This window comes from Burkholderia sp. DN3021 (genome assembly GCF_049805555.1).
Taxonomy (GTDB): Bacteria; Pseudomonadota; Gammaproteobacteria; order Burkholderiales; family Burkholderiaceae; genus Burkholderia; species Burkholderia pyrrocinia_C.
Genome location: NZ_JBNCAB010000037.1, coordinates 1 through 13,796 on the forward strand (window position 1 = coordinate 1; position 13,796 = coordinate 13,796).

General features: G+C 64.0%; 15 protein-coding genes. 9 read left to right on the forward strand and 6 right to left on the reverse strand.

Annotated elements, in window-relative coordinates; all coding sequences use genetic code 11:
* Positions 1-293 precede the first annotated feature (293 nt).
* The 3 genes from cueR (at position 294) to ACPUER_RS19070 (ending at position 1,537) form a co-directional block, all read left to right on the forward strand.
* Complete coding sequence (gene cueR / locus ACPUER_RS19060) at positions 294-698, forward strand: Cu(I)-responsive transcriptional regulator (protein WP_072445469.1); 405 nt, start codon at positions 294-296, stop codon at positions 696-698.
* A 216-nt stretch (positions 699-914) separates the two neighbouring features.
* On the forward strand, positions 915-1,061 hold the full coding sequence (locus ACPUER_RS19065; protein ID WP_072445473.1) for a DUF3563 family protein: 147 nt from the start codon (positions 915-917) through the stop codon (positions 1,059-1,061).
* A gap of 113 nt (positions 1,062-1,174) precedes the next feature.
* Entirely contained in the window at positions 1,175-1,537 is a 363-nt protein-coding gene (locus ACPUER_RS19070) for a hypothetical protein (protein WP_310141455.1), read from the forward strand.
* A gap of 21 nt (positions 1,538-1,558) precedes the next feature.
* Here the strand turns inward: ACPUER_RS19070 and ACPUER_RS19075 are convergent, their stop codons facing one another.
* Both ACPUER_RS19075 and ACPUER_RS19080 read right to left on the reverse strand, forming a co-directional pair.
* Positions 1,559-2,404 (reverse strand): 23S rRNA (adenine(2030)-N(6))-methyltransferase RlmJ, encoded by an 846-nt coding sequence (locus ACPUER_RS19075; RefSeq protein ID WP_175964542.1) that lies wholly within the window; start codon positions 2,402-2,404, stop codon positions 1,559-1,561.
* 111 nt (positions 2,405-2,515) lie between these two features.
* On the reverse strand, positions 2,516-3,487 hold the full coding sequence (locus ACPUER_RS19080) for a potassium channel beta subunit family protein (RefSeq protein WP_175964541.1): 972 nt from the start codon (positions 3,485-3,487) through the stop codon (positions 2,516-2,518).
* 163 nt (positions 3,488-3,650) lie between these two features.
* Between ACPUER_RS19080 and ACPUER_RS19085 the strand changes: the two genes are divergently transcribed.
* Entirely contained in the window at positions 3,651-4,439 is a 789-nt protein-coding gene (locus tag ACPUER_RS19085; RefSeq protein ID WP_425131871.1) for a 3-hydroxybutyrate dehydrogenase, read from the forward strand.
* A gap of 140 nt (positions 4,440-4,579) precedes the next feature.
* Here the strand turns inward: ACPUER_RS19085 and ACPUER_RS19090 are convergent, their stop codons facing one another.
* Entirely contained in the window at positions 4,580-5,779 is a 1,200-nt protein-coding gene (locus ACPUER_RS19090) for an amino acid aminotransferase (protein ID WP_072445377.1), read from the reverse strand.
* Positions 5,780-6,030: 251 nt separating this feature from the next.
* Here ACPUER_RS19090 and uvrB point away from each other — a divergent pair, with 251 nt between their 5' ends.
* The 5 genes from uvrB to ACPUER_RS19115 all read left to right on the forward strand — a co-directional run bounded on the left by uvrB (position 6,031) and on the right by ACPUER_RS19115 (position 11,583).
* Positions 6,031-8,121 carry an excinuclease ABC subunit UvrB gene (uvrB, locus tag ACPUER_RS19095; protein WP_175964182.1) on the forward strand — a complete coding sequence of 697 codons (2,091 nt, stop codon included), beginning with the start codon at positions 6,031-6,033 and terminating at the stop codon, positions 8,119-8,121.
* Positions 8,122-8,348: 227 nt separating this feature from the next.
* Positions 8,349-8,900, forward strand: coding sequence for an iron transporter (locus ACPUER_RS19100; RefSeq protein ID WP_175964181.1), 552 nt, complete (start codon positions 8,349-8,351; stop codon positions 8,898-8,900).
* 55 nt (positions 8,901-8,955) lie between these two features.
* Positions 8,956-9,288: a cupredoxin domain-containing protein gene (locus tag ACPUER_RS19105; protein ID WP_072445375.1), complete on the forward strand. Its 333-nt coding sequence runs from the start codon at positions 8,956-8,958 to the stop codon at positions 9,286-9,288.
* A 58-nt stretch (positions 9,289-9,346) separates the two neighbouring features.
* A complete protein-coding gene (locus tag ACPUER_RS19110) occupies positions 9,347-10,189 on the forward strand; it encodes an FTR1 family iron permease (RefSeq protein ID WP_034190352.1) in 843 nt (280 codons plus the stop codon).
* Positions 10,186-11,583, forward strand: coding sequence for a 4Fe-4S binding protein (locus ACPUER_RS19115; RefSeq protein ID WP_034183486.1), 1,398 nt, complete (start codon positions 10,186-10,188; stop codon positions 11,581-11,583). Before ACPUER_RS19110 ends, ACPUER_RS19115 begins: the two co-directional genes overlap by 4 nt.
* A 311-nt stretch (positions 11,584-11,894) precedes the next feature.
* Here the strand turns inward: ACPUER_RS19115 and hemP are convergent, their stop codons facing one another.
* The 3 genes from hemP to ACPUER_RS19130 form a co-directional block, all read right to left on the reverse strand.
* Positions 11,895-12,140, reverse strand: coding sequence for a hemin uptake protein HemP (hemP, locus tag ACPUER_RS19120; protein ID WP_034183487.1), 246 nt, complete (start codon positions 12,138-12,140; stop codon positions 11,895-11,897).
* 137 nt (positions 12,141-12,277) lie between these two features.
* The gene (locus ACPUER_RS19125; RefSeq protein ID WP_034183488.1) at positions 12,278-12,760 is read right to left on the reverse strand and encodes an SRPBCC family protein; all 483 of its coding nucleotides are present in this window, start codon (positions 12,758-12,760) and stop codon (positions 12,278-12,280) included.
* A gap of 100 nt (positions 12,761-12,860) precedes the next feature.
* Complete coding sequence (locus tag ACPUER_RS19130) at positions 12,861-13,733, reverse strand: pirin family protein (RefSeq protein ID WP_175964178.1); 873 nt, start codon at positions 13,731-13,733, stop codon at positions 12,861-12,863.
* Positions 13,734-13,796 lie beyond the last annotated feature (63 nt).

A 13,796-nucleotide genomic window follows, 5' to 3' on the forward strand; every position in this document is an offset into this window, starting at 1 on the left:
GTGCGGATTCCCGTGTGAAAGTAGGTAATCGTCAGGCTCCCTCAAGCCAGAAACCCCCGCCCAAAAGGCGGGGGTTTTTGCATTGGCGCGGCGGAAATGCGGGCCGCGCCGGGCAAGGGGTAGCGTGCTCCATCATCGCATCCCGTCGGCATCCGCCGGAGATCAGCCGTCTTCCATCTACCTGCGCCCACCGCGGAACGAAGCCGCGTGATTTGGTACGATCGAAATGTCGTCGGCGATTGCATACGTCGACGTTCACGTTCGAAACCGGGGCTTGATGGAGAGGGCGGGGAATGAATATCGGTGACGCGTCGCGCGCATCCGGAGTCAGCGCAAAAATGATCCGGTACTACGAGCAGGTCGGCCTTCTTGCGCCGAGCAAGCGTACCGACGCCGGCTACCGGATCTACGGCGCGGACGAAATCCACGTCCTGCGCTTCATCCGTCAGGCGCGACGGCTTGGTTTTCTCGTCGAGGACATCCGCAAGCTGCTGATGCTCTGGCAAGACCGCTCCCGCGCCAGCGCCGAGGTGAAGTCGATCGCCCTCGAGCACGTGGCCGAACTCGACAGGCGCATCGCGGAGCTGAGCGACATGCGCGATACGCTGGCCGACCTGGCCGCGCACTGCCATGGTGACGGACGGCCCGAATGCCCGATTTTGGCGCGCCTGGCCGATCCCGTCAGCGAACCAGATTAGTGCGTGTGCTCAAAGCCCGAAATGGGCACCCGACTCAACCCATATAAAAATCAATGAGTTAGCTTGGGTGGGTGCGCACCCATTCCGAACTGGAATGGTTTCCATGCAAGTATTTCATTAGCATCTTGGTGCGGCGTCGCTATAATTCGGGAATACCCTATACGGGAAATCCCTGAATCTCGATTCGCCAGGGGTCCCCCTTCCTTGGAGAACATCATGATCGCCTACATCGTCGAAAAGCTGAGCAACTGGTTCGAATCCGCAGAACGTGAGCGCCGTGAGGCTTACCTCGCCACGTCGTCGGACATCGTCCAGCTCGAGCACCGCATCCGCTCGCTCGAAACCAATGGCTACTCGCTGTAATCCGAGTCACCGTCAGGTGCCGTACGGCACCGACCGATAAGCGGGCCCCGTGTTGACGGGGCTTTGTTTTTTGTGCGCCGGATCTGGCGCAATCGACGATGCGGCGCTATGGTATGGACCTGCTTTTCACCGTGAAGGACACGATCATGCGTTTGCGTCTCGATGTGCGTCGCAGTGCCCGCGCGCGTCTCGTTCTGGGCGCGGCCATGCTTGTCCATGGCTTCGCGGCCGGTGCCGCGACTTCGTCCAAACCGCTGATTCTCGATACGCAGCGCGGTATCCAGGACGGCAAGGGCGGGCTGGTGCTGCAGACAGCGCCGTTGTCTTCCGAGCCGATCGTCGAGCCGGCGGGCATGCGGGCTCCGGCCGGGCAAGTGCCGAACACGTCGGTGCCGCTGTTCGTCGCACCCTATATCAATGTGCCAGGCTGGGGCGTACCGCCGGCCAACCAACCGAGACTCGCACCGAGGCCGTAGCCGTAACGGCCGGTCGCCCGGTCAGTTTCCGCGGTGCTCGATCTGACAACGGGCGCCGCTATCCTGTCCCAGCACCTCGACCAGATAGGGCAGTGCCTCGTTCATGCTTTGCGCAAGCGTATACGGCGGATTCAGGATGAACATCCCGCTGCCGTAGAGGCCTAGTCCATCGGCAGGCGGATTCGATACCGTCAGCGTCAGATGCAGCCAGTTGTTCGGTTGCAGGCGCTTCAACTGCTCGGGAAAGCGCTGCGATTCCGTCCGCATGACCTGCGGATACCAGATCGCGTAGCAGCCCGTCGCGAAACGCTTCAGGCATTCCGCCACACAGCTTACCGTGCGCGCGTAATCCTTCTTGTCCTCGTACGACGGGTCGATCAGCACGAGTGCGCGTCGCGGCGGCGGCGGCAGCAGCGCCTTGATGCCTTCGAAGCCGTCGCCGGCGAAGATCATCGCGCGTCGCCCGGCGTCGCGGAAGTTGTGGCGCAGCACGTCGATTTCCGTCGTGTGCATTTCAAACAGGCGCATCCGGTCCTGTTCGCGCATCGATCGCCATGCGATATACGGGGAACCAGGGTAGAAGCGCAGTTCGCCGTCGTCGTTCAGTGCGCGTACTTCGTCCACATAATCGCCCAGCGCTTCCGGCAGGTTCTTGTCGTTCCACAGCCTGCCGATGCCGGTGTCGAATTCCGCCGTCTTTGCCGCGTAGCCGTCGCGCAGCGAGTACACGCCGGCACCGGCATGCGTGTCGATGTACCAGTACGACTTGTCTTTCTTGTTCAGGTAGCGCAGCAGTTGGACGACGACGGCGTGCTTGAGCACGTCCGCGTGATTGCCTGCGTGAAAACCGTGACGATAACTGAGCATGGCGGGCTGCCTGAAACAGAAGGTGAATCGATGAAAGCGGTCGATCGGGCGCGGCTGTCAGGCCGGGCGCCGATGCGGCCGCGTATTGTACGCGAGTGGCCGTGAGTCGCCTTACTCGTATGCGTTGCCGACCACCTCCTCGATGCGTTGCTTCACATCCGGCGTCAACTTCGCGACGACGTCGAGCGCGCGCATGTTCTCGCCGATCTGCTCGATTCGCGATGCGCCGGTGATCACCGAGCTCACGCGCGGATTCGCGAGCACCCACGCGATCGCGAGCTGGCCCGTGCTGCAGCCGAGGTCGGCCGCGATCCCGCCGAGCCGTTCGACGATGTTGTTGCTGGCCTGATCGGTCAGGCGGTCGCGCATCCAGTCGTAACCCTGCAGCTGCGCGCGGCTGCCCGGCGGCACGCCGTTGCGATACTTGCCGGTGAGCAGGCCCGATGCCAGCGGGCTCCAGGTCGTGAGGCCGAGGCCGTAGTCGTCGTAGAGCCGCGCATATTCCTGTTCGACCCGCGTGCGGTGGAACAGGTTGTACTGGGGTTGCTCGACGACCGGCTTGTGCAGGTGATGCCGTTCGGCGATCTCGCACGCGGCGCGGATCTCGTCGGCGCTCCATTCCGACGTGCCCCAGTACAACGCCTTGCCGCGCACGATCATGTCGCTCATCGCCCAGACGGTTTCCTCGATCGGGGTGTTCGGATCGGGCCGATGGCAATAGACGAGGTCGACATAATCGAGCTGCAGCCGGCGCAGCGAGCCGTCGATCGCGTTCAGCAGGTATTTCCGGTTCAGCGTGTGATACTGGTTCGGTGCTTCCGCGAGCCCCCAGAAGAACTTCGTGGACACGATATAGCTGATGCGCGGCCAGTCGAGCGATTTGAGCGCGTGGCCCATGATTTCCTCGGATTTGCCGCCGGCGTAAACCTCGGCGTTGTCGAAGAAATTGACACCCGCGTCGCGGGCCGCGGCGAGGCATTCCCGCGCGACCCGCTGGTCGACCTGGTTGCCGTACGTGACCCACGAGCCGAGCGAGAGCGCGCTGATCTGCAGGCCGGAACGGCCTAGCCGTCGATAGTGCATGCGAACCTCCTGCGTGACAGAACCGACCTTAAGCTTAGACGTTTTGCACGCGAACGGCGGGGCCGATCGTGCACAATGACGGCTGGCCCGCCGGTACGTCGCGCGATGAAAGCGGATGCGGCCGGCGCGTGTTTTATCGATCCGATAACGGGAGGAGACGGACATGGCAGCAGATCTGAATGGCAAGACCGCAGTCGTCACGGGCGCCGCAAGCGGCATCGGCAAGGAAATTGCGCTGGAACTCGCGAAAGCGGGCGCGGCTGTCGCGATCGCCGACCTGAACCAGGACGGCGCCAATGCGGTCGCCGACGAGATCAACAAGGCAGGCGGCAAGGCGATCGGCGTTGCGATGGACGTGACGAACGAGGAAGCCGTGAACAGCGGCATCGACAAGGTCGCCGAAACGTTCGGCTCGGTCGACATCCTCGTGTCGAACGCGGGCATCCAGATCGTCAACCCGATCGAGAACTACGCGTTCTCCGACTGGAAGAAGATGCAGGCGATCCACGTCGACGGCGCATTCCTGACGACGAAGGCCGCGCTCAAGCACATGTACAAGGACGATCGCGGCGGCGTCGTGATCTACATGGGTTCGGTGCACTCGCACGAAGCGTCGCCGCTGAAGTCGGCGTACGTGACGGCCAAGCACGGCCTGCTCGGCCTCGCACGCGTGCTCGCGAAGGAAGGCGCGAAGCACAACGTGCGCTCGCACGTCGTGTGCCCGGGCTTCGTGCGCACGCCGCTGGTCGACAAGCAGATTCCGGAGCAGGCGAAGGAGCTCGGGATCAGCGAAGAGGAAGTGGTGAAGAAGGTGATGCTCGGCAACACGGTAGACGGCGTGTTCACGACGGTGCAGGACGTCGCGCAGACGGTGCTGTTCCTGTCGGCGTTCCCGAGCGCCGCGCTCACCGGCCAGTCGTTCATCGTCAGCCACGGCTGGTTCATGCAGTAACGCACAGTAACGCGGGCGCGAGCGGCGTAGCCGCCCGCTGCGTCGAACGGTACAAAAAAAACGCGCTCACTTGGGAGCGCGTTTTTCATTTCGGCGGGGCAGGGCGGGGCCGGCGACGGCTGCCGCCTGCCGGTGCCGGGTTACTTCAGCACGGCTGCGATTGCATTGGCGACCACGTCGAGGTTGCGCGTGTTCAGCGCTGCGACGCAGATCCGGCCCGTGCCGACCGCATAGATGCCGAACTCGTCGCGCAGGCGATCGACTTGCGCCGAGGTCAGGCCCGAATACGAGAACATCCCGCGCTGCGCGTTGATGAAGCTGAAGTCGCGATCGACGCCGCTCGCCTTCAGGCGCTCGACGAGGCCGTTGCGCATCGCGCGGATGCGATCGCGCATTTCACCGAGCTCCTGCACCCACGAAGCGTGCAGTTCCGGCGATGCGAGCACCGCTGCGACGACCGCACCGCCATGGGTCGGCGGGTTCGAGTAGTTCGTGCGGATCACGCGCTTCAGTTGCGACAGCACGCGCGTGGCTTCTTCCTTGCTCGACGTGATGATCGACAGCGCGCCGACGCGCTCGCCGTACAGCGAGAACGACTTCGAGAACGACGACGACACGAACGCGTTCAGGTCGGCCGCAGCAAACAGGCGCACGGCGGCCGCATCGGCCTCGATGTTCTCGCCGAAGCCCTGGTACGCCATGTCGAGGAACGGCACGAGGTTGCGCGCCTTCACGACGTCGACGATCTGTTGCCATTGCGCTTCGGTCAGGTCCACGCCGGTCGGGTTGTGGCAGCACGCGTGCAGCACGACGACCGTGCCTGCCGCATAGCCGTTCAGCGCCGACAGCATGCCTTCGAAGTTCACGCCGTTGGTGGCGGCGTCGTAATACGGGTACGCGACGACTTCGAAGCCGGCCGCTTCGAACAGTGCGCGGTGGTTTTCCCAGCTCGGATCGCTGATTGCGACCTTCACGTTCGGGTTCACGGTGCGCAGGAAATCGGCGCCGATCTTCAGTGCGCCCGTGCCGCCTAGTGCCTGGGCCGTGACCACGCGGCCCGCTGCGATCAGCGGCGAATCGTTGCCGAGCAGCAGCTTCTGCACGGCCGCATCGTAGGCGGCGATCCCGTCGATCGGCAGGTAGCCGCGCGGCAGGCCGGCCTCGACACGCACCTTCTCTGCTTCGCGAACCGCGCGCAGCAGCGGAATCTTGCCTTCTTCGTTCGTGTACACGCCGACGCCGAGGTTGACCTTGGTCGGACGCGCATCGGCGTTGAAGGCTTCGTTCAGGCCCAGGATCGGGTCGCGGGGAGCAAGCTGGACAGCGGAGAAGAGCGACATGATGATTCGGCAGTAGTGAAAAGAGGGTCAGGCTTTCAGCCGGCGGGGCGGGCGCAGCGAACCGCGCGCCAACGGGCGCGGCGCCGGAAAGCGCAGCAGCCTGCCATTGTAGCGAATTCGCGCTGGCGGGGGCGGGCGATTCGGCGGTGAATCGCGATTTCGGGCGGCCGTCGCGCGTCAGGAGCCGACAGCAGTTCGCGCGGCCGCGAAGCGCTAGAATGCTTTCTTTGCCCTCGCTCCGGCCGCATTCCATGTCCGAACATCATGCCGAAGTCGGCGACGCGCTCGACGAATCCAAATTCGTCACCTTCGAAGGGTCGCCGTTCCAGCTGTATCAACCGTATCCGCCCGCAGGCGACCAGCCGACCGCGATCGACACGCTCGTCGAAGGCATCGGCGACGGCCTTGCCTTCCAGACGCTGCTCGGCGTGACGGGTTCGGGCAAGACCTTCACGATGGCGAACACGATCGCGCGGCTCGGCCGCCCGGCGATCGTGTTCGCGCCGAACAAGACGCTCGCGGCACAGCTCTATGCCGAGTTCCGCGAGTTCTTCCCGCGCAACGCGGTCGAGTACTTCGTCTCGTACTACGACTACTATCAGCCTGAGGCCTACGTGCCGCAGCGCGACCTGTTCATCGAGAAGGATTCGTCGATCAACGAGCACATCGAGCAGATGCGGCTGTCGGCGACGAAGAGCCTGATGGAGCGCCGCGACGTGGTGATCGTCGCGACGGTGTCGGCGATCTACGGTATCGGCAACCCGTCCGAATATCACCAGATGATCCTGACGCTGCGCACCGGCGACAAGCTCGGCCAGCGCGACGTGATCGCGCGGCTGATCGCGATGCAATACACGCGCAACGAGCAGGATTTCCAGCGCGGCACGTTCCGCGTGCGCGGCGACACGATCGACATCTTCCCGGCCGAACATGCGGAAATGGCCGTGCGCGTCGAGCTGTTCGACGACGAGGTCGAGACACTGCATCTGTTCGACCCGCTGACCGGGCGCGTGCGGCAGAAGATTCCGCGCTTCACCGTGTATCCGTCGTCGCACTACGTGACGCCGCGCGATACCGTGATGCGCGCGGTCGAGACGATCAAGGACGAATTGCGCGAACGCCTCGAATTCTTCCACCGCGACGGCAAGCTCGTCGAGGCGCAGCGCCTCGAGCAGCGCACGCGCTTCGATCTCGAGATGCTGCAGGAGCTCGGCTTCTGCAAGGGCATCGAGAACTACTCGCGGCATTTCTCGGGCGCGGCGCCCGGCGAGCCGCCGCCGACGCTCGTCGACTACCTGCCGCCCGATGCGCTGATGCTGCTCGACGAATCGCACGTGCTGATCGGCCAGTTGAACGGCATGTACAACGGCGACCGCGCGCGCAAGGAAAACCTCGTCAATTACGGGTTTCGCCTGCCGTCGGCGCTCGACAACCGGCCGCTCAAGTTCCCCGAGTTCGAACGCAAGATGCGCCAGGTCGTGTTCGTGTCGGCCACGCCGGCCGACTACGAGAAGCGCGTGACGGGGCAGGTCGCCGAACAGGTCGTGCGGCCGACGGGGCTTGTCGATCCGGAAATCGAAGTGCGGCCGGCGAGCTCGCAGGTCGACGACGTGCTGACCGAGATCAACGCGCGCGTGAAGGCCGGCGAGCGCGTGCTGATCACCGTGCTGACGAAGCGCATGGCCGAACAGCTCACCGAATTTCTGGCCGACCATGGCGTCAAGGTGCGCTACCTGCACAGCGACATCGACACGGTCGAGCGTGTCGAGATCATCCGCGACCTGCGGCTCGGTACGTTCGACGTGCTGGTCGGGATCAACCTGCTGCGCGAGGGCCTCGACATTCCGGAAGTGTCGCTTGTCGCGATCCTCGATGCGGACAAGGAGGGCTTCCTGCGCGCCGAACGCTCGCTGATCCAGACGATCGGCCGCGCCGCGCGGAACGTGAACGGCAAGGCGATTCTCTATGCCGACACGATGACCGAGTCGATGAAGCGCGCAATCGGCGAAACCGAGCGGCGCCGCGCGAAGCAGATCGCGCACAACGAGAAAATGGGCATCACGCCGCGCGGCGTCGTGAAGCGCATCAAGGACATCATCGACGGCGTCTACAACGCGGACGAGGCGCGCGCGGAGCTGAAGGAAGCGCAGCAACGCGCGAAATTCGAGGACATGTCGGAAAAGCAGCTCGCGAAGGAAATCAAGCGTCTCGAGAAGCAGATGGCCGACTACGCGAAGAACCTCGAGTTCGAGAAGGCCGCCGCGACCCGCGACCAGCTTGCGCTGCTGCGCGAGCGCGTGTTCGGCGCAAACGTCGGCGACCACGTCAACGGCGGCCGGTAAGTCTTTCCAAACGTCACCGAAACCTGTCAGTAACAGGTCTGTAAGCCTTGTCGGATCAGGGTTTTACACGGTATCCGGTTTGTTCCGGAACAGGTTCGGTGCTAAACTTCGCAATTATTGAGAATAGTTCGCATTAACGTTCTTCATTGCGTTAGTGTTTCCAGCGAGCCGCCCCGGCGGCAGCTCGCATGTCGTCAAGATAGTCAGACAAATAACAAGGAGTGTCCATGTTGGGTTCTTCGTTCATCCGCACGACGGTTGCGGTGGTAGCGGCGCTTGCCGCGATGTCGGCCTCGGCGGCCGAATATCCGATCGGCAAGCAGCAGATCCAGGGCGGCATGGAAATCGGCGCGGTGTACCTGCAGCCGATCACGATGGACCCGGAAGGGATGATGCGCAAGGCGTCGGATTCCGATATCCACCTCGAGGCCGACATCCATGCGGTCAAGAACAACCCGACGGGTTTCGCGGAAGGCGACTGGATGCCGTACCTGCAGGTCGCGTACAAGCTGACGAAGCAGGGCGACACGAAGTGGAAGGCTGAAGGCGACCTGATGGGCATGGTCGCGAGCGACGGTCCGCACTACGGCGACAACGTGAAGCTGAACGGCCCGGGCAAGTACCACCTGACGATGGTCGTCAAGCCGCCGATGCAGTCGGGCCACATGGCGTTCGGCCGTCACGTCGACAAGGAAACGGGCGTGGGCGCATGGTTCAAGCCCATTACGCTCGAGTACGACTTCCCGTTCGCCGGTATCGGCAAGAAGGGCGGTTACTGATCGGCGGCATCACGAACGGCGCGCTTCGGCGCGCCGTCGGCGTAGAGAACCCAGAATGAAAATTCCCCAGAAAATCATCGCCGCAGCCGCTGCGTTGTGGCTTGCCGGCGCAGCGCACGCTGCCGATCTGCCGACGTTCAAGCTCGAGATGGCGGACGGCAAGCTGAATCCTGCCCGCATCGAAGTGCCGGCCGGCCAGCGTTTCAAGATCGAGATCAAGAACACCGGCAAGGGCGCGGCCGAATTCGAGAGCGTGCAACTGCGCAAGGAGAAGGTGCTCGCGCCGGGCGCCGATTCGTTCGTGGTCGTCGCTCCGCTGTCGCCGGGCGAATACAAGTTTTTCGACGATTTCCACCAGCAGGCACAGGGCGTGATCGTCGCGAAGTAACGCGTTTTATCTGCGCGCGGGCATGGCAGTCCGTTGCTCCGCGCGTCAGGAGGTATCGATGGGTCAGATCTTGTTCATCGTCTGGCGGGAGAGCGTCGAAGCGCTGCTCGTCGTCGGCATTCTCTATGCATGGCTGAAAAACGGCGACGACGACGCGCGCCGCGGCCTGCCTTTTCTCTGGGCCGGCGTCGGTGTCGGCTTGCTGATGGCGGTCGGCCTTGGTGCCGCGCTGGTCGGTTTCACCGAAGTGCTGTCCGGCGACGCGCAGGACTACTTCCAGACTGCGATGGTGCTGATCGCATGCGTGCTGATCGTGCAGATGGTGCTGTGGATGCGCCGACACGGCCGCACGCTGAAGCGCGACATGGAGCAATCGCTGCAGCAGAGCACGCGCGATTCGAACTGGTGGGGCGTCGCCGTGCTGGTCGCGCTCGCGATCGCACGCGAAGGCAGCGAGACGGTGATCTTCCTGTACGGTCTCGGGTTCGGCCAGTCGGGCCACGTCGACGGCAACCAGATGCTCGCGGTGCTGATCGGCCTCGGTCTCGCGTTCTTCACGTTCTATCTGCTGCAGCTCGGTGGCAAATACTTCTCGTGGCGGCATTTCTTCCGCGTCACCGAAGTGATGCTGCTGTTCCTCGGCGCGGGCCTGTTCCAGACCGGCGTCGACAAGCTGATCGACAAGGAAATCCTGCCGCTCGGCATCTCGCAGGTGTGGGACACGTCCGCGATCCTCGATGATTCGGGCACGTTCGGCTCGCTCGTCGCGACGCTGACCGGTTATCGCGCGCACCCGGCACTGACCAACCTGGTCGCCTATGCGGTGTACTGGGCGGTTGTCTGGCTGCTGATGAAGCGCGCGAGCCGTCGCCCGGCCGTTGCAGCAGGCCGCGCGGCATGAGCGTTGTCGCCGCAGCCAAGCCGGGCTGGCTCGCGCAGGCCGGCCAGTGGATGCAGCGCCACGGTGCGCTGATCCGCGGCATCCAGTGGGGCGTCGTCGCCGTCTACGCGTTCCTGATCATCGTGCCGGCGGTGTTGCCGCTGCCGGACGATTCCGCGCATCTATGGAACAACCTCACGCTGATCGCGCAATTCGCGTTCTGGGGCATCTGGTGGCCGTTCGTGCTGCTGTCGATGGTGATGCTCGGCCGCGTCTGGTGCGGCGTGCTGTGCCCGGAAGGTGCACTCACCGAATACGCGAGCAAGTTCGGCCGCGGCGGCCCGATTCCGCGCTGGATACGGTGGGGCGGCTGGCCGTTCGTCGCGTTCGGGATCACGACGATCTACGGGCAGATGGTGAGCGTGTACCAGTACCCGCTCGCGGTGTTGTTCGTGCTCGGAGGTTCGACCGTCGGCGCGATCGTGATCGGCGTGCTGTACGGCCGCGAGAAGCGCGTGTGGTGCAAGTACCTGTGTCCGGTCAACGGCGTATTCGGGCTGCTCGCGCGGCTCGCGCCGATGCGCTACAAGGTCGACGAGGATGCGTGGCGCCGTTCGTACAAGAATGGCGAGCATGGCCATCGCGTGATTCCGATCAACTGCGCACCGCTCGTGCCGTTGCGCAGCATGAAGGGCGCCGCGGCGTGCCATATGTGCGGCCGCTGCAGCGGGCACCGCGATGCGATCTCGCTGTCGTCGCGCTCGCCGTCCGACGAGGTCGTGAACCTTGGCGCGCAGCAGGCGAACCCGTGGGATACCGCGCTGATCCTGTACGGCCTGCTCGGCGTCGCGATCGGCGCGTTCCACTGGACCGTCAGTCCGTGGTTCGTGCAGATCAAGCAATGGCTCGCGGGCTGGCTGATCGACCGTGACATCACCTGGCCGCTCGAAACCAATGCGCCTTGGTTCCTGCTCACGCATTATCCGGATCGCAACGACGTGTTCTCCTGGCTCGACGGCGGACTGATCGTCAGCTATATCGTCGGCACGGGGCTCGTGTACGGCACGGCGCTGCTGGTGCTGCTGGCCGGCGCTACGCTGATGCTCGGCCGCTTCGATCGCGTGCGGCTGCATCACCTCGCGCAGGCGCTGATCCCGATCGCGGGCGCAGGCGTGTTCCTCGGGCTGTCGGCAACGACGTTGTCGTTGCTGCGCGCCGAACACGTGCCGCTCGGCTGGGCGACCGACGTGCGCATCGCGATCCTGGTCGGCGCCAACGCGTGGAGTGCGTGGCTCGCGTGGAAAGTGACCGGGCGTTATGCGGCCTGGCCGCGCCGGCTCGCGGCATTCGCGTGGTTCGCCGTCGGGCTTGCGGTCGTCGACAGCGCATGGTGGTTGATGTTCTGGGGTTTCTGAAGCGGCTTGTGTGCAGCTTCGGCTGCGGTGCGAAGCCGCGAGGAAACAAGCGCGGTTCAGCTTTCAGCATGCATTGAGCGACAACGAACGCGGGCGACCTGCTTCACGCATTGGCTGCTCAAAAAAAAAGCGACACGTCGAAGGACGTGTCGCTTTTTTCTTCCTTGTGCGAGAACCAAAAAAGTGGCTTGGCTTGCTGCAACGGCTGCTTGAGTGTGTTTGCACGAAGGGGTCTAGATCTCGCGTGCAAGCCGTTACGCTGGCTAATGCCCAACACCTCTCAGGGAGGTGGTCCCCACAATACTCGGTCGCTACTTCGTCAGGATCAGTTTGCCGAGCCGTGTGGCACGCAACTGATAGGTCTCTCCGTTATGCGCGATGCTGATGTGGCTGTGGCCTTGCAGCAGCGCATCGCTGCTGACGACCCGCGTGCCTGCATCGCGGTTGCCGGCGGGCTTCGCCGGCGTTGTGACCGCTGCCGTCTTTTGACGGCTGCTGCCTGCAGTGCCGGTCGTGCGGCGCAAGGTCAGCGTGGTCGGGCGCATGGTGTCGGTCATTCGGTTGATCGGTGACTGTCGATACGATGGAATGAATTCTAAATGATAACTATTCCCATTTACAAAAACTCTTTATCGATCGAAGCGGTGAACTTGATAGCTTGAATCAAAGGGCGGCCCGCAGGCCGCCACCGGGTTCAGTGCAGCGGATCGGGGTCCTTGCGGCCCTGTGCGTATTCACGGATCAGGCGGACCGTGTCGATATCCGACGTGCGGTACGCTTCCTTGACGATTCCGTGCGTCTGCCGAGCTTCTTCGCTGTCGTCCGAGACGGTCAGCGTCGTGCGGTATTCGAAACGCAGGAACAGCTCGTGGTCTTCGCGCTCCTCGATCGTCATCGTCAGCGAGCCGCCGATCTCGCCATCGGCCGCGCGGATGTCGTAGCGGACCTGCTGGTTCGGCGTGAACGTGACGTGGTCGCGTACGGTCGCGTGGCCGTAGTGCAGTTCACGTTCGAGCGTCGTTTCCGTCCGTTCGTGGACGACGCAGCTATCGAGGCCGAGCACGAACAGCTGCGGCTGTTCGGCGCGCAGCACGAGGCCTTCCCAGAGCTGGTCGCGGGTGAGGGTCGGCACGGCCGGATCGTCGGAGTTGATCTGGATCAGGTGTTCGAAGTTCAAGGGTACGAATTCCTTCTGGTGGTGGGCGGCCACATGGTTCAAGAAGTTATTGTGACGCAAAACCATCCGTTTCGCGGCACCTGCCGCCCCCGATCGGGCGTCAGGCTTCGATGCGGCCCATGCGGCCGGTCTGGTAGTCGACGACGGCCTGCCGGATCTCTTCCTCGGTATTCATCACGAACGGGCCGTAGCGGACGATCGGCTCGTTGAGCGGCACGCCGCCGATCAGCAGCAGGTCGAGCGGCGTACCGCCGGCGGCGAACGTGACCGTGTCGCCGTCGTCGCCGTACACGATCATGTGCCGTGCATCGACAGCCTGCCTGTCGGGCCCGTAGAGGCCCGTTCCGTCGATTGGATAGGCAAACACGCGATAGCCGGCCGGCACGGGCTGCGTGACCGTCGCACCCGGTTCCAGCGTGAAATGCTGGTAGAGGATCGGCGTGCGCGTCTCGATCGCGGCCCGGACGCCGAACGCTTCGCCGGCGATGACGCGCACGCACGCGCGGCCGTCCGGCGACGTCGCGCTCGGAATGCGGTCGGCCGGAATCTCCTGATAGCGCGGCGCGATCATCTTGTCGCGGCGCGGCAGGTTGACCCATAGCTGGAAGCCGTGGGAGCGGCCGCCCGCCTGCGCGAACGCCGGATCGGGCATCTCGCTGTGCACGACGCCCGAGCCGGCCGTCATCCACTGCACGTCGCCGGGGCCGAGCGTGCCGGCATGGCCGGACGAGTCGCGATGGCGGAAGCGCCCGTCGAGTGCGTAGGTCACGGTTTCGAAGCCGCGATGCGGATGGTCGGGCGCGCCCACGGCTTCGCCGGGGGCGTAGTCGACGGGGCCCATTTCGTCGAGCAGCAGGAACGGATCGAAATCCATCAGCAGCCGGGTCGGGAACGGGCGGTGAACCACGAAGCCGCCGCCTTCGGTCGTGCGAAGCGCGGGGTATGTGCGGTCAAGCGAGCGAGCGGTCGTCATACGGAAGCCCTCGAAATCATCGGAATAGCGTTATTTTTGAAACATAGCGCTATTATATTGGGC